General features: G+C 64.9%; 21 protein-coding genes. 17 read left to right on the plus strand and 4 right to left on the minus strand.

Annotated features, from left to right (window positions below; genetic code table 11):
* Positions 1 to 33 precede the first annotated feature (33 nt).
* Complete coding sequence (locus FVF58_RS08785; protein ID WP_149669520.1) at positions 34 to 1,101, plus strand: Gfo/Idh/MocA family protein; 1,068 nt, start codon at positions 34 to 36, stop codon at positions 1,099 to 1,101.
* Between the two features lie 45 nt (positions 1,102 to 1,146).
* A complete protein-coding gene (gene aroQ / locus FVF58_RS08790) occupies positions 1,147 to 1,584 on the plus strand; it encodes a type II 3-dehydroquinate dehydratase (protein ID WP_149669521.1) in 438 nt (145 codons plus the stop codon).
* A 108-nt stretch (positions 1,585 to 1,692) separates the two neighbouring features.
* On the opposite strand, the gene FVF58_RS08795 is transcribed toward aroQ, so the two are convergent.
* The gene (locus tag FVF58_RS08795) at positions 1,693 to 2,811 is read right to left on the minus strand and encodes a hypothetical protein (RefSeq protein WP_149669522.1); all 1,119 of its coding nucleotides are present in this window, start codon (positions 2,809 to 2,811) and stop codon (positions 1,693 to 1,695) included.
* A gap of 231 nt (positions 2,812 to 3,042) precedes the next feature.
* Here FVF58_RS08795 and FVF58_RS08800 point away from each other — a divergent pair, with 231 nt between their 5' ends.
* The 3 genes from FVF58_RS08800 to FVF58_RS08810 all read left to right on the plus strand — a co-directional run bounded on the left by FVF58_RS08800 (position 3,043) and on the right by FVF58_RS08810 (position 5,901).
* On the plus strand, positions 3,043 to 3,948 hold the full coding sequence (locus tag FVF58_RS08800; protein ID WP_149669523.1) for a LysR family transcriptional regulator: 906 nt from the start codon (positions 3,043 to 3,045) through the stop codon (positions 3,946 to 3,948).
* A gap of 132 nt (positions 3,949 to 4,080) precedes the next feature.
* Positions 4,081 to 4,734, plus strand: coding sequence for an HAD family hydrolase (locus FVF58_RS08805; protein ID WP_149669524.1), 654 nt, complete (start codon positions 4,081 to 4,083; stop codon positions 4,732 to 4,734).
* A gap of 30 nt (positions 4,735 to 4,764) precedes the next feature.
* Positions 4,765 to 5,901 (plus strand): DSD1 family PLP-dependent enzyme, encoded by a 1,137-nt coding sequence (locus FVF58_RS08810; protein WP_149669525.1) that lies wholly within the window; start codon positions 4,765 to 4,767, stop codon positions 5,899 to 5,901.
* 33 nt (positions 5,902 to 5,934) lie between these two features.
* On the opposite strand, the gene hpaR is transcribed toward FVF58_RS08810, so the two are convergent.
* Positions 5,935 to 6,342, minus strand: a complete 408-nt coding sequence (gene hpaR, locus FVF58_RS08815; protein WP_149669839.1) for a homoprotocatechuate degradation operon regulator HpaR — start codon at positions 6,340 to 6,342, stop codon at positions 5,935 to 5,937.
* A gap of 183 nt (positions 6,343 to 6,525) precedes the next feature.
* On the opposite strand from hpaR, the gene FVF58_RS08820 reads away from it, so the two are divergent.
* From FVF58_RS08820 to hpaI, 7 genes are all read left to right on the plus strand, one after another.
* The gene (locus tag FVF58_RS08820; RefSeq protein WP_149669526.1) at positions 6,526 to 7,299 is read left to right on the plus strand and encodes a fumarylacetoacetate hydrolase family protein; all 774 of its coding nucleotides are present in this window, start codon (positions 6,526 to 6,528) and stop codon (positions 7,297 to 7,299) included.
* Complete coding sequence (locus FVF58_RS08825; RefSeq protein ID WP_149669527.1) at positions 7,296 to 8,054, plus strand: fumarylacetoacetate hydrolase family protein; 759 nt, start codon at positions 7,296 to 7,298, stop codon at positions 8,052 to 8,054. The genes FVF58_RS08820 and FVF58_RS08825 overlap by 4 nt, the downstream gene beginning before the upstream one ends.
* A 114-nt stretch (positions 8,055 to 8,168) precedes the next feature.
* Positions 8,169 to 9,626 carry a 5-carboxymethyl-2-hydroxymuconate semialdehyde dehydrogenase gene (gene hpaE / locus FVF58_RS08830; protein WP_149669528.1) on the plus strand — a complete coding sequence of 486 codons (1,458 nt, stop codon included), beginning with the start codon at positions 8,169 to 8,171 and terminating at the stop codon, positions 9,624 to 9,626.
* Between the two features lie 194 nt (positions 9,627 to 9,820).
* On the plus strand, positions 9,821 to 10,684 hold the full coding sequence (gene hpaD / locus FVF58_RS08835; RefSeq protein WP_149669529.1) for a 3,4-dihydroxyphenylacetate 2,3-dioxygenase: 864 nt from the start codon (positions 9,821 to 9,823) through the stop codon (positions 10,682 to 10,684).
* Between the two features lie 17 nt (positions 10,685 to 10,701).
* On the plus strand, positions 10,702 to 11,100 hold the full coding sequence (locus tag FVF58_RS08840) for a 5-carboxymethyl-2-hydroxymuconate Delta-isomerase (RefSeq protein ID WP_149669530.1): 399 nt from the start codon (positions 10,702 to 10,704) through the stop codon (positions 11,098 to 11,100).
* 68 nt (positions 11,101 to 11,168) lie between these two features.
* Complete coding sequence (hpaH, locus tag FVF58_RS08845; protein WP_149669531.1) at positions 11,169 to 11,972, plus strand: 2-oxo-hept-4-ene-1,7-dioate hydratase; 804 nt, start codon at positions 11,169 to 11,171, stop codon at positions 11,970 to 11,972.
* Positions 11,973 to 11,987: 15 nt separating this feature from the next.
* Positions 11,988 to 12,791: a 4-hydroxy-2-oxoheptanedioate aldolase gene (gene hpaI / locus FVF58_RS08850; protein ID WP_149669532.1), complete on the plus strand. Its 804-nt coding sequence runs from the start codon at positions 11,988 to 11,990 to the stop codon at positions 12,789 to 12,791.
* A 48-nt stretch (positions 12,792 to 12,839) separates the two neighbouring features.
* Here hpaI and FVF58_RS08855 read toward each other — a convergent pair whose 3' ends face one another.
* Together FVF58_RS08855 and FVF58_RS08860 are read right to left on the minus strand one after the other, a co-directional pair.
* Positions 12,840 to 15,188 carry a bifunctional diguanylate cyclase/phosphodiesterase gene (locus tag FVF58_RS08855; protein ID WP_149669533.1) on the minus strand — a complete coding sequence of 783 codons (2,349 nt, stop codon included), beginning with the start codon at positions 15,186 to 15,188 and terminating at the stop codon, positions 12,840 to 12,842.
* A 113-nt stretch (positions 15,189 to 15,301) separates the two neighbouring features.
* Positions 15,302 to 16,450: a GGDEF domain-containing protein gene (locus tag FVF58_RS08860; RefSeq protein ID WP_149669534.1), complete on the minus strand. Its 1,149-nt coding sequence runs from the start codon at positions 16,448 to 16,450 to the stop codon at positions 15,302 to 15,304.
* Positions 16,451 to 16,549: 99 nt separating this feature from the next.
* On the opposite strand from FVF58_RS08860, the gene FVF58_RS08865 reads away from it, so the two are divergent.
* The 5 genes from FVF58_RS08865 (at position 16,550) to bcsA (ending at position 21,722) form a co-directional block, all read left to right on the plus strand.
* The gene (locus FVF58_RS08865) at positions 16,550 to 16,792 is read left to right on the plus strand and encodes a hypothetical protein (protein ID WP_149669535.1); all 243 of its coding nucleotides are present in this window, start codon (positions 16,550 to 16,552) and stop codon (positions 16,790 to 16,792) included.
* A gap of 254 nt (positions 16,793 to 17,046) precedes the next feature.
* Positions 17,047 to 17,502 (plus strand): cellulose biosynthesis protein BcsD, encoded by a 456-nt coding sequence (bcsD, locus tag FVF58_RS08870; RefSeq protein WP_149669536.1) that lies wholly within the window; start codon positions 17,047 to 17,049, stop codon positions 17,500 to 17,502.
* A gap of 202 nt (positions 17,503 to 17,704) precedes the next feature.
* Positions 17,705 to 18,736, plus strand: coding sequence for a cellulose biosynthesis protein BcsP (bcsP, locus tag FVF58_RS08875; RefSeq protein WP_149669537.1), 1,032 nt, complete (start codon positions 17,705 to 17,707; stop codon positions 18,734 to 18,736).
* Complete coding sequence (gene bcsQ / locus FVF58_RS08880) at positions 18,733 to 19,521, plus strand: cellulose biosynthesis protein BcsQ (protein ID WP_149669538.1); 789 nt, start codon at positions 18,733 to 18,735, stop codon at positions 19,519 to 19,521. Before bcsP ends, bcsQ begins: the two co-directional genes overlap by 4 nt.
* A complete protein-coding gene (gene bcsA / locus FVF58_RS08885) occupies positions 19,518 to 21,722 on the plus strand; it encodes a UDP-forming cellulose synthase catalytic subunit (RefSeq protein ID WP_149669539.1) in 2,205 nt (734 codons plus the stop codon). The genes bcsQ and bcsA overlap by 4 nt, the downstream gene beginning before the upstream one ends.

Genomic DNA, 21,722 nt, shown 5'->3' on the forward strand with positions numbered 1-21,722 from the left:
CGCCGCTCATCGCCGCTAACGAGGACACGCTTCATGGACAGAATCCGGATCGCCGTGGCCGGCGCGGGCTACATCGGCCGCGCTCACATGGCCGTCGCGCAACAGAGCGGCACGTGCGCGCTGGCGGCGATCGTCGACCCGTCGCCGGCGGCCGCGGTGCTCGCCGCCGAGGCCGGCGTGTCGCTCTACCGGACGCTCGACGAACTGCTCGAACGGGATCGTCCCGACGGCGTGATCCTCGCGACGCCGAACCAGCTTCATGTCGAGCATGCGTTGACCTGCGTCGCGGCCGGCGTGCCGGCGCTGCTCGAGAAGCCGATCGCCTCGACCGTGGAGGAAGCGCAAGCGCTCGTCGCTGAAGTGGAACGCAGCGGCGTGCCCTTGCTGATCGGCCACCACCGCGCGCACAGTCCGATCATGGCGCGCGCGCGGCAGCTGATCGACGAAGGCCGGCTCGGCAAGCTGGTCGCGGTGATGGGCAGCGCGGTGTTTTTCAAACCCGACCAGTATTTCGCCGACGCCGATTGGCGGTGCAAGCCAGGCGGCGGCCCGATTCTGCTCAACATGATTCACGAGGTGCACAACCTGCGCATGCTGTGCGGCGATATCGTCGCCGTGCAGGCTTTTTCGTCGCATGCGACGCGCGGCTTTCCGGTCGAGGACACGGTGGCGATCAATCTGCGTTTTGCGAGCGGCGCGCTCGGCAGCTTCATGCTGTCGGACACCGCCGCGTGTGCGCGCAGCTGGGAACAGACGTCGCAGGAAAACAAGGCCTACCCGACCTATCCGGATGAAGACTGCTACGTGATCGCGGGTACGTTCGGCTCGCTCTCGGTGCCGACGATGCGCCTGAAAACCTATGCCAAAGCCGAGGACCGTTCGTGGTGGAAGCCGTTCGACGAGAGCGTCGCCGCGTTGACTCGCGACGATCCGCTCAGGCTTCAGCTCGAACATTTCGCACGCGTGATACGGCGCGAAGCCCAGCCGCTCGTCAGTGCCCGCGACGGCTTGCAGAATCTGCGTATCACCGAGGCGATCGTCGAGGCCGCCAACGCGGGATCGGTCGTCGACACGATGCCTGCCACCGCCTCGGCTCACTGAATCCACGAGTCTTGCGCTGTTCAATTCATTCTTCAGGGATGCTCAATGAAAACGTTCGTGATGCTGCACGGCATCAACCACAATATGTTCGGCAAGCGCGATCCGGCGCAATACGGCACCATCACGCTGGCCGAGATCGATAGCAAACTCCAGGCGCTGGGCAAGGAACTGGGCGTCAAGGTGGAGAGTTTTCAGACCAACAGTGAAGCCGCCATGTGCGAGCGCATTCACCAGGCTTTCACGGATAACGTCGACGGCGTGCTGATCAATGCGGGCGCGTGGACGCATTACAGCTACGGCATTCGCGACGCGCTGGCGATTCTGGTGGTGCCGGTGGTCGAGATCCACATGTCGAACATCCACGCGCGGGAAGCGTTCCGGCATCAATCGGTGTTCGCGGAGATCGTCAAAGGGCAGATTTGCGGCTTCGGCGTCGATAGTTATCTGCTCGGGCTGCGGGCGGCCGTGTCGGCGGCTGCATAGAGTACCGCGCAGCATGACGCCGCGTGCGGCCGCCGTCACCGCACGCAGCGCGCTATGGAGCGCATGTTTGCACGCGGGCGGCCGGCGCGCCGCATCCACGTGCCACCCTCAGCGCCAGGGCTCGGTCAGTTCGTTGGCCAGCACCATCTTCTCGCGGACCACCTCGACGATGCCCGCATCGACACCACGCTGCGCCTTCAGGAATTTCAGCGCCGCGGAATGCACGGTGCGCATCGCGCGTCCATCGATCCCGGCCATGCGCGGCGCGCTGCGCCGCGTTTCTTCGACCAGGTCGCGGGCGCTGCCGAAGTCGGGCGACAAGCCGCTCTGCGTCTCGAACGCAGCGCGCAAGCCGGCCGCGTAGTCGCGCGACTGCCCGAGCCTGTCGATGTCGACCAGCAGATCGACACCTTCCGCGATCCGCAGCGCGCACAGAATCCACAACGCGATGAACGCCCGATACGCGTTATTGCCTTCCGCGGTGCGCGCAAATTGCTCGCACGCCATCGCATAGGCGTCGTCCGACATCGACGCCACCGGCGGCAAGCTCACGCCGCAAACGTCGAGCGCCTGCCTGACCAGCGGGTCCGACTGATTCAGACCCAGCACGCGAAACGGCGCGGCGACGAAAAACGGATTGCTCCATTGCTGACTGAGCAACCACCCCGACGCGAACTGCGACGCGGGATTGCGCAGCACGCCCACGTGCATCGCCTGCGCAAACGCGGCCTTCAACCACGGCAACCGGCCCGACGAGCGACAGAACTTGAACACCGGCACGCGGCGCTGTTCGACGGTGCGCTCGCACAGATTGCGCAAGTAGGCCTGCAACGCCGGGAATTGCGCATCCGGCACGCTCGCGAAGCGATCGACGCTGAAACGCTTGCTATAGCCCGCGACGCCACGCGCGTTTGGTTCGAGGAACGGCCGGTATTCGTCGAAGTACGGCGCGGCCAGCGGCGGATGCCCCGAGGTCAGCGTGGGACGCGACGCAGCGACATCGGCGAGGCTCAGTTCGGCGAGCACGTTGCTAAGCGGTTCATAAAAACCGGTCGCCGTGTCGAGTTCGCGCAGCCGCGACCAGACCCAGGTTCCTGCGCTGCGCCAGCCGGTGTGCAGAAATACCGCCTGTTTCAGGGCACTTTTGCTCGCAGCATCGTTCGGGCTGGCGGTCGGCTCGCCAGCGGCGCCTGACGGGCCGCCTGAGGGCTCTTGTGACAACGGCATCGGACTTCTCTTCAAATGTAAGCGACAACGATTCGACGGAAAGCGGGCGCTGCCCGAGCCGCGCTATGGCGGCAGATACTTTAGCGGTTCAAGCTGTCGGCTGCGTGACGGAAACCTCACTTTACCCTGCGATGCCGGACCGCATCCGCGTCGGGCACGCGGCGCGCGGCAATGGAACAGCGCAGCCAAACGCATTCTGCTGCCAGACTCCCGCACTCACACGTCGCTGACATGAACGATTCGGCCGATATCCGGTTCCTGTTGACCCTCCGCGAAAGCGGCAGCCTGATCGCCGCGGCACGCAAACTGGGGCTGTCGCCGTCGGCGATCACACAGCGCCTTCAGCAACTGGAAAAGAAGCTGGGCGCGCAACTGGTGAACCGCAGCGCGCGCCGCCTGCACTTCACCGACGAAGGCATGCTGCTGTGCGAACGGGGCGCCGAACTCGTCGAGCAGTTCGACGCGTTGTTCGAAGACCTGCAAAGGCGCCGCAGCGGCCTCGTCGGCACGCTGAAAATCAACGCGCCGCTGGGATTCGGCCGACGCCACCTCGCGCCCGTGATCGGCGACTTCCAGCAACAGAACCCGGATATCGACGTCGCCCTCACGCTATCGGACCGGCCTTTGACCGAGACGATGGATCGCTTCGATATCGTCGTGCATATCGGCGAGTTGCCGCTATCGAATCTGGTCGGCTACGCGGTCGCGCCGAATGCCCGCTTCGTCTGCGCGGCGCCAGCGCTGCTCAAACGGCTGGGCGCGCCGGACTCGCCGGACGCGTTGAGCCGGCTGCCCTGCATCGTGCTGCGCGAGAACAACGAAGATGTCTCGCTCTGGCAGTTCAGCAAGGGGCGCACGCGCCGCAGCGTGCGCGTGTCCGCCCACCTGAGCTGCAACGACGGCGACGTGATCCGCCAATGGGCCTGCGAAGGCCGCGGCGTGATCCTGCGCTCCGAATGGGACGTGGCCGACGACATCGCGAAAGGCCGGCTCGTGCGTTTGCTGCCGGGATGGAAGGCGCCGGACGCCAACGTGATGGCGCTCACGCATCAGCGCGCGGGACTGCCGGCGCGCACCCGGCATTTCATGCAGTACTTGCAGAGCCGGTTCAGGCCGCTGCCGCCGTGGCGGCGTTGAGCAGGCGACCCGATGCGCGGCGACGCACTGCGACCTACATTCAGTTTCACTGAAACTATGAGTTAACTCAGCTAAACGCCCGAGTGCTTGCTGAATTCTATAATCGGCTCATCGTCCTCAGCCGGTGAAATCATGATTACCCCATCCGTGCCTGCCGCGTTTCCGAAAGCGGTCCTCTTCGACCTGCTCACCGCCCTGCTCGACTCCTGGACCTCGTGGAACCACGCAGCCGGTTCCGAGCAGGCGGGCCGCGCATGGCGGGCCGCTTATCTGCGCCTGACCTATGGCTGCGGCCGCTACATCGCGTATGAGCAACTGGTGCGCGAATCCGCCGCGCAAGTCGGCCTGCACGAATCCGCCGCGCTCGCACTCGAAGCGCACTGGCTGGCACTGAACCCCTGGCCCGGCGCAATCGATGCATTGCGAGCGCTCGAACCGCACTGCAAGCTCGCGCTCGTCACCAATTGCTCCACCCGCCTGGGCAAGCAGGCGGCCGACATTTTCCCGATCCGCTGGGATGCGATCGTGACCGCCGAACAGGCCGGCGTCTACAAGCCCGACCCGCAACCGTACCGGCTCGCGCTCGCGCAACTCGGCGTGCAGGCGCACGAAGCCGCATTCGTAGCCGGCTCCAGCTACGACATGTTCGGCACCGCCGCCGTCGGTTTGCGGACATACTGGCATAACCACATCGGCCTGCCGCTCGTCGCAGGTGCCGAGCCGCCCGAGATCGAGGCGCCGACGCTCGACGCGCTGGTCCCGTGGCTCGGCCGCTTCGGCCTGTGAGCCGCAACTCTCTCAATCCCCGGTGACAGCATGAAACTCGAACAGATCGAAACCCCGGCCGCGTTGATCGATATCGCGCGGATGCAGAAGAACATCGCGCGTATGCAGGGGCATATGAACACGCTGAACGTCGCGTTCCGGCCGCATGTGAAGACCACCAAATGCATCGACGTGGTGCGCGCGCAGATCGCGGCCGGCGCGCGCGGCATTACAGTGTCCACGCTGAAGGAAGCGGAAGCGTTCTTTGCCGCCGGCATCGACGATATCCTGTACGCGGTCAGCATCGCCCCTTCGAAGTTGCCGAGAGCGCTGGCGCTGCGCCGCCAGGGCTGCGATCTGAAGCTGGTGGTGGACAACCCGACCGCTGCGTCGGCCATCGCCGCATTCGGCGACCAGCACGGCGAAAACTTCGAAGTGTGGATCGAGGTCGACACCGACGGACACCGCTCGGGCATTACACCGGAACAAGACACGCTGCTCGAAGTCGGCCGGATTCTGCATGAGAACGGCGTCAAGATAGGCGGCGTGATGACCCATGCGGGATCGAGCTACGAGCTCGACACGCCGCAAGCGCTTGCCGCGCTCGCGGAGCAGGAACGCGCGGGCTGCGTGCGCGCGGCGCAACGTCTGCGCGAGGCCGGCATCGCGTGCCCGGCGGTCAGCGTCGGCTCCACGCCCACCGCGCTCGCCGCCACGCACCTGGAAGGCGTCACCGAAGTGCGGGCGGGTGTCTACGTGCTGTTCGATCTGGTCATGCACAACGTCGGCGTGTGCGCGCTCGACGACATCGCGCTCAGCGTGCTCGCCACCGTGATCGGCCATCAGGCGGACAAGGGCTGGGCGATTCTCGACGCGGGCTGGATGGCGATGAGCCGGGATCGCGGCACGTCCAAGCAGTCGCACGATTTCGGCTATGGCCAGCCGTGTCTGCTGAACGGCACGCTGCTGCCCGGTTACGTGGTGAGCGGCGCGAACCAGGAGCACGGCATTCTGTCGCCGACGCAAGCGGATGCGCACGCTGACGACATTACGCAGCGCTTCCCTATCGGCATGAAGCTGCGCATTCTGCCGAATCATGCATGCGCGACCGGTGCGCAATTTCCCGAGTATCACGCGGTGGCGCCGGACGGCGACAGCGTGGAATGGAGACGCTTTCAGGGCTGGTAGCCAGATACGGCTTTCAGCCTCCGGGCATCCAGGTCACTTATCCTCCTCTGCGAGTCCGGCCAGCAGATCGTCGACCGCGCGATACACCCGCTCGACGATCTCCGGCCCCACCTTGCGCTCCAGTTCCCGATAGTGCGCTTCGAGGTCCTTCGAAATCACGCGCACCAGTTCCGCGCTCGTGTCCGTCAGCGACACCAGCACGCGGCGCTGATCTTCCGCGAAACGCTCCTTGATCACCAGGTCCATGCTCTCCATCCGCGCGAGCACGCCGGCCATGCTCGGGCTCGAAATGGTGCAGATATCGGAGATGTGGCGCGGCTCCATCGGCCCATGTTCGTCGAGCGCGCGAATCACACGCCATTGCTGCTCGGTCAGTCCATGAGCAGTGATCAATGGACGGAAACGCTCCATCATTTTTTCTCGGGCGCGCAACAACAGCATCGGCAGGTTGCGGTGCAAAACTCGGGTGGCAGCGGACATGTTGGCAAAGAATAAAAACAGCCGCCGGTGCTTAAGGGAAAACCCGCGATCAACCGGCAGCCTATTGACCGTGAATGATATCAAGCGCAATACTACTAACATGTTAGTGTTTTCGTCGAGTTTTTTCCGAGAGACCGTTCCCTTATGTTTGTCCTTGCCGATCACCTGCTGCATCCCGAAGGCGACGCGCTGCCCCGCGACGTGGACGCACGCACCGCGACTGCGCTGCTCGCACGCGGCATCGCGTGCCGCGCGCCGGTCTGTGGCGCGGTGTACGGGACCTTGCTGAACGACCGCGCCACGCTGGCTGTGTTAGGCGACGCGCTGCACGCCGCGCCGTACAAGGCGCCGCCGAAAGCGCCGATTCTTTATCTGAAGCCTCGCAACACGCTCGCCGGGCATCGCGCGCGGGTTGTCGTGCCGGACGACGCGGCGGGCGTGGAAGTCGGCGCTTCGCTGGGTATCGTGATAGGCCGCACCGCAACACGCATTAGCGAGGATCGCGTGGCCGACTATATCGCCGGCTATACGCTGGTCGCCGATCTGAGCGTGCCGCATACCAACGTATATCGGCCTTCGGTGCGCCTGCGCGCACGCGACGGCTTCTGCGTGGTCGGTCCGGCCGTGGTCGCGGCGCATCATGTTGCAACGCCGGATGAGCTCGGTATCGAGGTCGTGCTCAACGGCGCAAAGCGTTTCACGGCAAGCAGCGCGTCGTCGGTGCGCAATGTCGCGCAATTGCTCGCGGACGTGACCGATTTCATGACACTCAACGCAGGCGACGTGATTACGCTCGGCGTGCGTCACGGCTCGCCGGTCGCGCATATCGGCGACACGGCCACGATCACGATCGGAGAAATGCCGCCGCTCACGGTGTCGTTTGTCGGCGCAACCGGACACGATGGAGAACAACGATGATGCGCGGCCGTGTTGCATATGCAGGCGCGATTCACGAAGCCTATCCCGACGCCCATGGCGTGCGCCTCGCGGACGGCCGCGTGCGTCGCGAAGATGAAGTGGTCTGGCTCGCGCCGCTCGAAGTCGGCACGATCTTCGCGCTCGGCCTGAACTACGCGGAGCATGCGAAGGAATTGCAATTCAACAAGCAGGAGGAACCGCTCGTCTTTCTCAAGGGACCCGGCACGGTGCTCGGTCATCGCGGCGTGACGCGCCGCCCCGCCGATGTCACGTTCATGCACTACGAGTGCGAACTGGCGGTCGTGATCGGCCGGAGCGCGCAGAACGTAACGCGCGAGAACGCGATGCAGCACGTGGCCGGCTACATGATCGCCAACGACTACGCGATCCGCGATTACCTCGAAAACTACTACCGCCCCAACCTGCGCGTGAAGAATCGCGACGGCGGAACGGTGCTCGGCCCCTGGTTCGTCGACGCCGCCGACATCGCGGACGTCACGCAACTGGAATTGCGCACGTTCGTGAACGGCACGCTGCAACAGCGCGGCAACACGCGCGATCTCTTCACCGACATCCCTGCACTGATCGAATATCTGAGCGGCTTCATGACGCTCGCGCCCGGCGACGTGATCCTGACCGGCACGCCGGAAGGCATCATCAACGTAAACGCGGGCGACGAAGTGGTCTGCGAAATCGACGGCCTGGGCCGTCTCGTCAACACGATTGGGTCCGACGCAGACTTCGGCCGCGCGTGATCGGCTGTTTTTACATGGGACCGAAGTAAGCGCTATGGGACCAGAGTACGCGCTGAAGCGCCAACTCTGGTCGACACGCTAACTGCGATCGACAGCACAAGAAAGGACAACGCAATGCGAATCGACCATCTGATCAACGGCGAGTCGTGCGCCGCGAAAGACTATTTCGAAACGGTCAATCCGGCTACACAAGAAGTACTTGCCGAAGTCGCACGCGGCGGCGCGCAGGAAGTGGATGCTGCCGTGCGCGCCGCCAAACGCGCGTTTCCCGCGTGGGCCGCGAGGCCCGCCGCCGAACGCGCGAAGCTGATCCACAAGCTCGGCGAACTGATCACCAAGCACGTGCCGGAAATCTCGGAGACCGAAACGAAGGACACCGGCCAGACCATTTCGCAAACGCGCAAGCAGCTCGTGCCGCGCGCCGCCGACAACTTCAGCTACTTCGCACAGATGTGCACGCGCGTCGACGGCCATACGTATCCCACGGACACGCATCTGAACTACACGCTGTTTCATCCGGTCGGCGTGTGCGCGCTGATCTCGCCGTGGAACGTGCCGTTCATGACGGCCACCTGGAAGGTCGCGCCGTGCCTCGCGTTCGGCAATACGGCCGTGCTGAAGATGAGCGAACTCTCGCCGCTCACCGCGTCGATGCTCGGCCAGCTCGCGCTCGAAGCCGGCATTCCGGCCGGCGTGCTGAACGTGGTGCACGGCTTCGGCAAGGAAACCGGCGAACCGCTGGTCGCGCATCCCGACGTGCACGCGGTGTCGTTCACGGGATCGACGGCGACCGGCAACCGCATCGTGCAGACGGCCGGGCTGAAGAAGTTTTCGATGGAACTCGGCGGCAAGTCGCCGTTCGTGATTTTCGACGACGCCGATTTCGAACGCGCACTCGACGCCGCCGTGTTCATGATTTTCTCGAACAACGGCGAACGCTGCACGGCGGGTTCGCGCATTCTGGTGCAGCGCTCGATTTACGCGCGTTTCGCCGAGCGCTTCATTGAACGCGCGAAGCGTCTGAGCGTGGGCGATCCGCTCGCGGACAGCACCATTGTCGGTCCGATGATCAGCCAGGCACATCTGGCGAAAGTGCGCAGCTATATCGAGCTGGGTCCGAAAGAAGGCGCGACGCTCGGGTGCGGCGGCCTCGACATGCCCAGCCTGCCCGACGCGATGCGCAAAGGCAACTTCGTGATGCCGACAGTGTTCGTCGATGTCGACAACCGCATGCGCATCGCGCAGGAAGAAATCTTCGGTCCGGTCGCGTGCCTGATTCCGTTCGACGACGAAGCCGATGCGATCAAGCTCGCCAACGACATCTCGTACGGCCTGTCGAGCTACATCTGGACCGAGAACACGGGCCGCGCGCATCGCGTTGCCGCCGCCGTCGAAGCGGGCATGTGCTTCGTCAATAGCCAGAACGTGCGCGATCTGCGCCAGCCGTTCGGCGGCACCAAGGCATCGGGCGTGGGCCGCGAAGGCGGCACGTGGAGTTATGAAGTGTTCCTTGAACCGAAGAACGTCTGCGTATCGCTCGGCTCGCATCACATTCCGCGCTGGGGCGCGTGACGCGCAGCGGCGCCACATAGGACAGTAGTCATCTTTCATGGGACCGGAGTAACCGCTAAAGCATGGGACCGCAGTAGGCGCTAAAGCGCCAACTCCGGTCGACACGCTAAAGCGCCAACTCCGGTCGACATACACCTTGCATGGGACCGGAGTAGGCGCTAAAGCGCCAACTCCGGTCGACACAGGAGACCGCGATGGGCAAACTCGCGTTGGCGGCAAAAGTGACTCACGTCCCGTCGTTATATCTGTCCGAACTCGACGGTCCGCATAAAGGCTGCCGTCAGCCCGCGATCGACGGCCATCATGAAATCGGCCGGCGTTGCCGCGAGCTGGGTGTGGACACGATCGTCGTGTTCGACGTGCACTGGCTCGTGAATAGCGAATACCACATCAATTGCGCGCCGAAATTCGAAGGCGTCTACACGAGCAACGAACTGCCGCATTTCATCAAGAACATGCCCTACGCGTATCCGGGCAATGTCGGGCTCGGCAATCTGATCGCGGAAGTCGCCAATGAAATGGGCGTGAAAAGCCGAGCGCACAGCGAGACCACGCTCGAACTCGAATACGGCACGCTGGTGCCGATGCGCTATATGAACGGCGATCAGCATTTCAAGGCGGTGTCGGTGGCGGGCTGGTGCATGTGGCACGACCTCGCAACGAGTGCGCGCTTCGGCCTCGCGGTGCGCAAGGCGATCGAGGAGCGCTACGACGGCACCGTCGCGATTCTGGCGAGCGGCTCGCTCAGCCATCACTTCGCCGACAACGGCACGGCCGAGCAATTCATGCACAAGGTGTGGAGTCCGTTTCTCGAACGAATGGACCGCAGCGTGGTCGAGTTGTGGGAAGCCGGCGACTGGAAGACCTTCTGCGAGATGCTGCCGCTCTACAACGAGAAATGCTGGGGCGAAGGCGGCATGCACGACACCGCGATGCTGCTCGGCGCGCTCGGCTGGGATCGTTACGACGGCAAGGTGGAAGTCGTCACGCCGTACTTCGGCAGTTCAGGCACCGGCCAGATCAATGCGATCTTCCCGGCTACGCCGCTGCCCGTCTGAGTTTTGAGGAGACCCACGTGCCCCATCTGACACTCGAATACAGCGCCAATCTCGCCGACGCGCAGCGCATCGGCCACTTGTGCGACACGCTCGCGCAGTGCCTCGACGCGCAACGCGAGAACGAGCAGAAAGTCTATCCGCTCGGCGGCATCCGCGTGCGCGCAGTGCGCTGCGAGCAATACCGTATCGCCGACGGACGGCCCGACGCCGCATTCCTGCACGCGAATCTGAAGATCGCCGCAGGCCGCTCGGATGCCGTGAAAAAGGCCACCGGCGACGCGCTGTTCGCACTGATCAAACAGCACTTCGCGGCCGAGTTCGAACATCAGGGGCTGGCGTTGTCGCTGGAAATCAACGAGTTCAGCGAAGCCGGCACGTGGAAGCACAACAATCTGCACGCACGGCTGAAAGCTTGAAACCGGCACGCTGATGCCGCACCGCCAAGGCCCGAACTTCAACCCCGGCGGCTCACAGAGAATCCATCATGCTAGACGAACAGACTATCCGCGACCTCGCGGCGCAACTCGACCGCGCCGAGAAAACCCGCACTCAACTGCGCCACTTCTCCGCCCAGTATCCGCAGATGACCGTTCAGGACGGCTACGCGATTCAACGCGAGTGGGTCAAGCTCAAACTGGCCGAAGGCCACGTCATCAAGGGCCGCAAGATCGGCCTGACTTCGCGCGCGATGCAGCGCTCGTCGCAGATCGACGAACCCGACTACGCGCCGCTGCTCGACAGCATGTTCATCGAGAACGGCCAGGACATCCGCACCGAGCGCTTCATCGCGCCGCGTGTCGAAGTGGAGCTGGCATTCGTGCTCAGCAAGCCGTTGAAAGGCCCCGGCGTCACGCTGTTCGACGTGCTGGACGCCACCGCTTACGTGAGCCCCGCGGTGGAAATCATCGACGCGCGCATCGAACAGTTCGACCGCGAAACCAGGGCGCCACGCAAGGTCTACGACACGATCTCGGACTTCGCGGCGAACGCGGGCATCGTGCTGGGCGGCCGGCCCGTGCGCCCGCTCGATGTCGATCTGCGCTGGGTCGGCGCACTGCTCTACAAGAACGGCACCGTCGAAGAAAGCGGCCTCGCGGCCGCGGTGTTGAATCACCCCGCAACGGGCGTCGCCTGGCTCGCCAACAAAATCGCTCCGTACGACGAATCATTGAACGCGCACGACGTGATCCTGAGCGGCTCGTTCACGAGCCCGATACCCGCGCGCCCGGGCGACACGTTTCACGTCGACTATGGTCCGCTCGGCGGCATCGGTTTGAATTTCATCTGATCTGACTGGATCGACATGTCCCTACCGCACAACCCTTTCAAGCGCGCGCTGGCCGAGGGCCGGCCGCAATTCGGCCTGTGGGCCGCGCTCGCCGACGCCTATGTGACCGAGTTGCTGGCCACCGCCGGTTTCGACTGGCTGCTGATCGACAACGAGCATGCGCCGAACGACGTGCGCAGTACGCTGTCGCAATTGCAGGCGGTGGCTGCGTATGCGTCGCATCCGGTGGTGCGCCCGGTGCGCAGCGACAGCGCGCTGATCAAGCAGCTGCTCGACATCGGCGCGCAAACGCTGCTGCTGCCGATGATCGATACAGCCGAACAGGCCGCCGACGCGGCTGCCGCAACGCGTTATCCGCCGCAAGGCATACGCGGTGTGGGCAGTGCGCTGGCGCGCGCGTCGCGTTGGAACCGCGTGCCCGACTATCTGAACACGGCAGCCGACGAGTTGTGCGTGCTGGTCCAGGCGGAGACCGTGCAGAGCATGGAGAATCTGGCGGCGATTGCCAACGTGGAAGGTGTGGACGGCGTGTTCTTCGGGCCATCGGATCTGAGCGCGTCGATGGGCCTGCTCGGCAAGCCGGGCGACACGCGGGTGCGCGACGCGATTCGCCACGGCATCGAGACCGTGCGCGGCGCGGGCAAGGCCGCGGGCGTGCTCGCGCCCGATCCGGCGTTTGCCGCGGAATATCTCGCGGCCGGCGCGAGCTTCGTGGCGGTCGGCACGGATACGGGGTTGCTCAGCCGTGCGGCGGCAGACCTGGCTGCGTCGTACAAAAACATCGCGGCGGCAGCGACGCCGACCAAAGGCGGCTATTAATCAGGCTTGCGAGCCGCTCATGAAGCGGCCTGCGCGGCAAGAAACGCACTACTCCCCCGCAGGCCACGGCAACCCCAGTTCCGCCCAGTCCAGCTCCACACCGATCACCGCTCGCCCGGTCGCGAGCTGCAGGGCCAGGGTCACCGCGATGCAGGGTCGCCCGCTCGCAAGCGAAAGATAAGGATTACTGGTGACCGTCACGCCCGGCAGCAGCACCGCGTTGCGGAAATACGGCCGGTGGTCCCAGCGCGCATCGCGCGGATTCGCCACCGGATGCAGCGATGCGCCCTCCTTGCTCCACGCTGGCCCCGGCACTTCATGACCGATCTGCCGGCCTGAAGCGTCGAGAATGAAGCAGCTGATGCAACGCTCGAAAGTTGCGAGCGTCGCGAACGCGTCGTCCACGATGGTGCCGGCCAACAGCACGTCGGCAGCGATTCGCAACGCAATGCGATAAGGCTCCACTTCGGACTCGAACAGCGCATGTTGATGCGCGCGCCCCTGGGCGATCACGTCGAACGCTTCGTCGATCTGCCGGTGCACCGACTCCGGCGGCGCGATCTCCGCGGCCGGCCGCCCTAGCAGATAGCCCTGCGCGAAATCCACGTTCGACTCCACCGCGAGGATCAGTTCGTCGGTGGTCTCCACACCTTCGACCACCACCAGCATCCCCGCCTGGTGCAGCAGCGACACGAGCTTCGGCAGAATCGGCTGCTCGGTGCCGTGCGTGGTTGCGCGAATCAGTTCGCCGTCGAGCTTGACGAGGTCCGGCCGAATCCGCAGCAGCCGGTCGAGATTCGACTGCCCGGCGCCGAAATCGTCGACGGCGATCAGGAAGCCATACTCGCGGTACAAGGCCGCCGCGCGCGACATGTCGTCGACACTGCCGCCGTGCGATTCGAGAATCTCGAGAATCACCCGTTCGGTTTCGAAGCCCGCCGACCGCACGATAGTCGCGAGCCGGTCGGCATAACCGTCGGCGATGAAGGTGGCCGGCAGGATATTGAGGAACAGCCATGCGTCGCCGGGCAGCGCCCGGCATGCGTTGCCCAGGTGGACGGCGTGACTCGCGCGATCGAGCGCACTTTCGTCGTTCGACGGCTTCGGCGCGAACATCACCGCGGGCGGCACCAGCGTGCCGTCGTCCTTCTCGCCGCGCAGCAACGCCTCGAACCCCACCTGCTTCTGATGCGACAAGCTGTAGAGCGGCTGGAAGTGCGAGATCAGATAGAAGTCCTCCCAGCGGTACCGCTGCGCCGCGCCGCGTTCGCTTTCCTCGCCGCCCTCTTCATGGGCGTCGCTCGCGACCCGCCGCAGCGTTTCGAGCGGCAGCGCGCGTGCGGCGCACACGCGGTTACGCCCCGAGTGCTTCGCGCGCAGCAACGCTTCGTCGGCGCGGTCGAGCAGCACCATGATGCTTTCGCCATGCCGGTGTTCGGCCACGCCGAAGCTCGCGGTGAGGCTGCCGTCCGGCCGCTCGATCGCGGCAATCGCGACGCGCAGCCGCTCAGCCAGTTGCAGCGCGCGGTCGAGTCCGTCGTGCAGCAGCACCGCGAACTCTTCGCCGCCGAACCGGCTCACGCTGTCGTTGCCGGTGGTTTCGTCCATCAGCACCTGCGCGACCTGATGCAGCGCGTGATCGCCGATCGCATGGCCGCACCGGTCGTTCAAGGACTTGAAGTTGTCGAGGTCGAGGAAGATCGCGCTGACCTGCACATCGGGCATGATCGCATCGAGGCGGCGCTCGGCCTGCTTGACGAACGCGCGGCGGTTTTGCAGGCCGGTCAGCGGATCGGTTGCCGCGAGTTCCGCCAGTTGGTTTTCGAGCAGGAAGTGGTTGCGCCGGAAGCGGTAAAACGCGAAGTGAAACACGATGGAGGTCGGCACGCCGATCGCCACGATCCACATCCCCATCACCACGTCGACGTCATGCGGATGCGCCTCGCCGGGCAGCAGCGCGAACGCGGCCGCATAGAACAGCGCGCTGCCGATGAAGAAATGCGCCGGCGTGAGCCACAGCGGCGCGGCGCAGACCGGAATGGCCACTAGCGCGGGCAGCACCCACAGGAGCGGCTGGGCGAGCCCCGCGATGTTCAGTGCGAGGCCGGCCAGCAGCACCTGCATGTAAGCCACGCCGATCGCGCCGAACAGCCAGGGCGACTTCGCAGCCGGGATCGCCAGCACCAGCAGCAGCAGCACCAGCGCGCATAACAGCCGGTACGCAAGCGGCGCCGCTGGGGCGCCGACCAGGTTGCGCGCCCCGACCATGCACAGGAATGCGACCACCGTGTATGCCGTCGTCACCGTGGACAACGGACGCTGATGTTCCAGCGCACGCCGGTGAAAGCGATCGCGCAAACCGGGATCGGGCAGGTGCTGCGTTGAGGTGGCAGACATATGGGTTAGATATCAGGCTGGTTCCAGTCACTCCGCCAATGGTTATCGGCAAACATCCGACAAATGTTTATGGCCGCCGTGTGAATAGAGGTAAAAAATTCCATTTGCGGACTTTACGCGGCCGCCATAACGCGGTCGCGGCCCGAGGCCTTGGCCGCGTACAGCGCGCCGTCGGCACGGGCCATCAGTTGGGCGAGCGATTCGTCGCGCCGCCGTTCGTCCACGCCGACACTGAACGTGTATCGCAACCCGCGCGGCAAATCGGCCGGCGCGAGCGCCGCGAGCCGGCCTCGCACGCGGTCCAGCAGCGCGACCGCTTCGGCGGTCGTGGTCGCGGGACACAGCACGCCGAATTCCTCGCCGCCCAGCCGGCCGAACACGTCGCCGACCCGCAGGCTGTCGGCGACGAACGCCGCGAAGTGGATCAGCACCTGGTCTCCGGCGGCGTGGCCATGGGTGTCGTTGACGGCCTTGAACGAATCGATGTCGATGATCGCCATCGCGAACGGCGAGCCGCCGCGCAGCGACGCCTTCATCAACGCGTCGCCGATCGAGAGAAACGCGCGGCGCGCGAGCGCGCCGGTCAGGTCGTCGACGTTCGCGAGCCGCTCCAGGCGCTCGGCAAGGCGGTCGTGTGCGAGCATCACCACGCCGATCGAAAGGCTTGGCGGCGCGAGGATGCCAATGGCGAGAAAGATGATATTGGACGCCGACACTTGCATCAGGCCGGACTGCACGATGATGCCGAAGCCGTAGATGACCCCGCGTGAAGCATGCCCGACGCACAACAGCAAGGCCGCCGCCGTGAGGAAGTAATAGCTGTAGCGCGGCCGGTTCGACGGGCGGCCGCGCAGCAGGATCACGGTGAGCGCCGCATAAAGTCCCGCGTGATACGCCGACACCAACGCGACGCGCGCGTTGAAGTCGGGCGCGACGAAGGTCCAGTACGAAATGCCGAGCAACACCGCCGCGAGTCCCGCATACGCGGCCCAGGGCCGCGTGCGGCGCCCGAGAAAACCCAGGCAGCCTTCGAGCACGAGGAGCAGCGAGAACGCCAGCAACCCGTTGGCCGCAACGAAGGTCAGCCAGCGCGACGCATGGCCCTGGAGAGCAAACGCGAGCAGCGCGACGATCGCGACCGCGTTGGCCGAGATCCAGTAGCCGACGCCGGGGATCGCCGCGCGCCATAACGAGCCGAGCACGGCCATCGCCATCGCACTGGATAAAACGGTGACCAGCAAGATACTGAGTGGATTGAGCATTGCAATTGAACGAATTGAACAGCGTGACCGCCGCACGGTCTGTGCGGCATGCACGAATGCGCGCGGTTAATACGCGTGATTAATACGTGAACCCATCATGTGAACAACGACGCGTTGGAAATTCGTAAGCCGATCCGGCTTGCAAAAATTGCCGCGCGGCGAGCCGGAAAGATTCTGCAAGATATTCGTGCCGGTGAATGCGTGAAGCATCCGCACAAATTCCAAAGCGTTGCATTTACCACGAAACGAAGGAACTCAACCGTTTGCGGAAATCGTCCGGTGACACACCTTATGGCGAATCATGTTTTTGCCGCATCGATTGCGGGCAAACGGATCAGATAGAGGCATCAGCAAAATTTACGTAATTCGACCGCATCCATTGCTGCGACTCGCGCGTATAACCTGAAGAATGAAAGTGGCTAAAAGTTAATGTCTTAAGTAGACTTCTTCCGAAGTGTATCGGACAGACTAGACAGACCGGTAAAAGTAACCTAGGACGCGTGCAACGCGCGGTTTTTTTCCGAAACACTTCATGATCAACCGGCCGTCGCGCCCCGTGTGATGCGGATTGAAGCAACGGCCAATTCCCGGAAAACATGGTTCCAATTCTCGATTACCTGCTGGAGCGTCAAATCTCGCCGCAGTGGCGCGGCTTGCTGAGTGCGCTCGCGTCCGAGTTCGAAGCGCAGATCGGTCGCGACGAACTGCGTCAGCTGATGCATCGTGTCGGCAGCCGGTTCGCGGCGGCGCACCCGCTGCCCGCATGCGGGTCCACGGCGGAACTGGCTCAGGCGTTGAACGCTTACTGGCAGCAGATGGACTGGGGCTACGTCCAACTGGCGGATGAACCCGAGTCGTTGCGCATCGTTCACTACTGCGCGCCGTTGCACGCATTCGGCGATACGGCACTGGCATGGACGCCGGCGTTTCTCGAAGGCGTCTATCAGACATGGTTGAGCGCGTTGGGTGCGCAAGGCCTGTCGGTCGCGCAGACGAGCGCGTATGGCGAGGACAGCGCGCTCGAGTTTCGGCTGGGCCGTCATCCCGCCTGAGCGGGGCTCGCGAAAGGCGGTATGAAGCTCGCAGGATCATGCAGCATGCAGTGAGGAAACACGTTTGCAGCAATGCTGTAAAACAGCGCGCCGGGCCGGGGCGCGCGCAGTGTCGGAAAAGAAGTGGCAGTGGTGATGATTCAGCGCCGCGAGAAAGGGTAAGGATCTGGGCAAGGCAAGTCATGAAGAAGACGGCGGCACTATGAGCTCATCGAGCGACATCGAAAAACTATTTGATCATTTTGGCGGAGACGCCAACGCGTACCAGGAGATTGGCCGCGAGAACGAAGCGCGGTCGGCGCGCACGCGTTGGCCGCTGCTGGTAACGCTGGATCTGACGCAGCCGGCGATTCCGGCCATCGGTCAGCAGCGCGAACCGAAGCCTCAGCCGCCGGTGAGTGATGCGTTCCCGGCCGCCGATCGCCAGGACAACACGCCCAAGGACGTCGCCTCGGTGACGCGCGCGAAAGCGCCGCTGTTCACCCGTTCGCATCGGCGCGACATCCCGCCGGTGGTCGTGGCCGCCGCGCCGCCGGCCGTGCCGAGCGGCGCGTCGCGTTTTGGCGCGCTCGAAGCGGAAGAGGACGGCACGGCGCAGGAAGCGTCTGCGCGGGCCGCCGCGGATGCGGGTGCGCGGAGTGCTGCGGCGGCTTCGGGTGCGTCCGCTGCTTCGGCTCCGGGTGCGCCGCTTACTGCTTCGATTCCGACGGCGCCGTTTGGCGGGGCCGCGCCCGCTGCGGCTCCCGTTCCGCCGAGCGCCGCGCCGGCCCATCTCCCATCGATCGCCGCGGTGCCGCCCGGCGCATCGGTTCCGCCGGCCATGCCGGCGGGCAGCGCACCGTCCGCACTGCGATTCGGCACGCCGGCCGCGCAAACGATTGCGGCCACACCGGCCGCAGTTCCCGCCTGGGCGCATGTGCAAGCACCGTCAGCGGCACCCACATCGGCGCTCACAGGTGCTTACACGCGTTCACCGGCCGCAACTCCCGCTTCAGCACCGCCCGCAGCCCCGCGCCAACCCGCCTCGATCCTCGGCAAGCTCTTCGCCGCGCAGCCCCAACCCGCGCCGCCCCAACCCGCCACGCCCGCCGCCCAATCCGCGCCGCTGCAATCGGTGTTCGACCGCCTGCGCAGCGCACCCGCTCCCACTCCCGCCACGCCGGCCGGTGCTCCGCGCGCCGCCGCGCCCGGCGTCGCCAATTCGTGGCTGATCAACGGACCGCGTCGCTCATGAAAGTCATTGCGGTGGTGTCCGCCAAAGGCGGGGTCGGCAAGACCACCCTCGCCGCCAACCTCGCTTCCGTGCTGGCCATCAGCGGCCGGCGCGTGATCGCTCTCGACCTCGATCCGCAGAACGCGCTGCGTCTGCACTTCGGCGTGCCGCTCGACAGCATCGACGGCCTGTCGCGCGCCACGCTGACCGGCGACCCATGGCAAACGGTGATGTTCGACGGGGTCGACGGCGTGACGGTGCTGCCCTACGGCGCGTTGCTCGAAGACGACCGCCGCCGCTTCGAAGCGTTTATCGACCAGGACCCGCGCTGGCTCGCGCAAGCGCTGCAGAACCTGCGGCTCGACGCATCCGACATCGTCATCATCGACACGCCGCCGGGTTCGTCCACCTACGTGCGCACCGCGTTGTGCGCAGCCACCTTCGCGCTGAACGTGGTGCTCGCCGACGCCGCCTCTTACGCGGCGATTCCGCAGATGGAGCGGCTGATCGCCACCTACGCGGCACCGCGCGCCGAGTTCGGCGGCGAAGGCTATGTGATCAACCAGATCGACCAGTCGCGTCAGTTGACCAAGGATGTGCTCAAGGTGCTGCGCCAGATGCTCGGCGCGCGGGTCTTTCCGGGCGTGATCCATCTGGACGAAGGCGTGAGCGAAGCGCTCGCGTGCGACACCACGCTGATCCACTACGATCCGCTCAGCCAGGCGGCCGCCGATTTGCGCGCGTGCGGCACGTGGCTGATGGCGGCGGTCGATGCGATCGCCGTGTCGCCGAGGAACGTCGCATGAGCACGCCGGAATCGCCGGGCGCCGAGGGTGCCGAACCGTCGCGCTTCGAGCGCTTCGTTGACGCGCGCTTCTGGAACAGCCGCATCGTCACCGGGCTCGTCACGCTGTTCGCGGCGGGCATGCTGTATTTCGTGTTCACGGTGCCGCTCGAGTTCTATCAGCAACTGGCGTTCGCGACCTGCTGCTTCCTGATCGCGCTGCTGTTCCGCCGTCTGCATGGCCGTTACGCGACGATGGTGATGATCATGCTGTCGGTCGTCACATCGGGCCGCTACATGTACTGGCGCCTCACCGCGACCACGTACTGGGAACATCCGCTCGACGCGGCGTGGGGTCTGCTGCTGGTGTCGGCCGAGGTCTATTCGACGATCGTGCTGATGCTCGGCTACTTCCAGACCGCGTGGCCGCTCAAGCGCACGCCGATGCCGCTGCCCGCATCGCGCGACGAGTGGCCGAGCGTCGACGTGTTCATTCCGACCTACAACGAACCGTTGTCGGTGGTGAAGCCGACCATCTACGCCGCGCTCGCGCTCGACTATCCGGCCGAGAAGATCTCGATCCACGTGCTCGACGACGGCCGCCGTCCCGAGTTCAAGGCGTTCTGCGAGGAAGTCGGCGTCAACTGGACGATCCGCACGCACAACCGTCACGCGAAGGCGGGCAACATCAACGAGGCGCTGAAGATCACCAGCGGCGAGTACCTCGCGATCTTCGACTGCGATCACATTCCGACCCGCTCGTTCCTGCAGGTCGGCCTCGGCTGGTTCCTGCGCGACAAGCTGCTGTCGATGCTGCAAACGCCGCACCACTTCTTCTCCGCCGATCCATTCGAGCGCAATCTCGGCACCTTCCGCAAGGTGCCCAACGAAGGCGAACTGTTTTACGGGCTCGTGCAGGACGGCAACGACCTGTGGAACGCGACCTTCTTCTGCGGCTCCTGCGCGCTGTTGCGCCGGAGCATGGTCGAGGAGATTGGCGGCATCGCGGTGGAAACCGTCACCGAGGACGCGCACACCGCCCTCAAGCTGCACCGCCTCGGCTACACCACCGCCTATCTGGCGATTCCGCAAGCCGCCGGGCTCGCGACCGAAAGCCTGTCCGGCCACATCGGCCAGCGGATTCGCTGGGCGCGCGGCATGACGCAGATCTTCCGGATCGACAACCCGCTGACCGGCAAGGGCCTGAAGTTCGGCCAGCGGCTGTGCTATCTGAACGCGATGATGCACTTCTTCTACGGCATCCCGCGTCTGGTGTTTCTCACCGCGCCGCTGTCGTATCTGTTCTTCGGCGCGCACGTGATCGAAGCCGCCGCCGGCACGATCGCGATCTACGCGCTGCCGCACATGATGCACGCGAGCATCACCAATTCGCGGATGCAGCGCTCGTTCCGCCATTCGTTCTGGGCCGAGGTGTATGAGTCGGTGCTGGCGTCGTACATCACCGCGCCCACCCTGCTCGCGCTGATCAACCCGAAGCTCGGCAAGTTCAACGTGACGGCCAAGGGCGGCCAGATCGAGAAGAACTATTTCGACTGGGCGATCTCGCGGCCGTATCTGTTCCTGTTGTTGCTGAACCTGATCGGCTTCTGCGTGGGCATCGTGCACATCTATCTGAACTGGCATGTGCGCAGCGTGGTGGAGACCACCATCCTGAATCTGGCGTGGACCACCTATAACATGCTGATCCTCGGCGCGAGCGTGGCCGCCGCGAGCGAGCGCCGGCAGATTCGCGCGGTGCACCGCGTGGCGATGAAGATGCCGGTGATGCTCAAGTTCTCGACCGGCCGCACGCTCGCGTGCGAAACCATCGACTACTCGGAAGGCGGCGTCGGCGTGGCGCTGCCTGCCGCGATCCAGGTGCCGATGCACGAGCGCGTGAGCGTGTCGCTGTTTCGCGGCGACGAGGAATACGCGTTCCCGGCGACCGTCGGCTTCACCGCGCCGGGCCGCGTCGGTCTGCGCTTCTCGGCGATGACGCGCGAGCAGGAATACGAGTTCGTCAAGACCACCTTCGCGCGCGCTGATGCCTGGACCGGCTGGGCCGAAGGCCGCCAGCAGGACACGCCGCTGCGCGGCCTGTCGCACGTGCTGACGGTCGGCGCACGCGGCATCGGCGGTCTGTTCGAACATCTTTACGCCGACCTTCGCAGTTCCATGAAAAGCCGTCCGGTGGACGTCAAGAAGCTAAAAACCAAAGACTGA

This window comes from Paraburkholderia panacisoli (genome assembly GCF_008369935.1).
GTDB classification, from domain to species: Bacteria; Pseudomonadota; Gammaproteobacteria; order Burkholderiales; family Burkholderiaceae; genus Paraburkholderia; species Paraburkholderia panacisoli.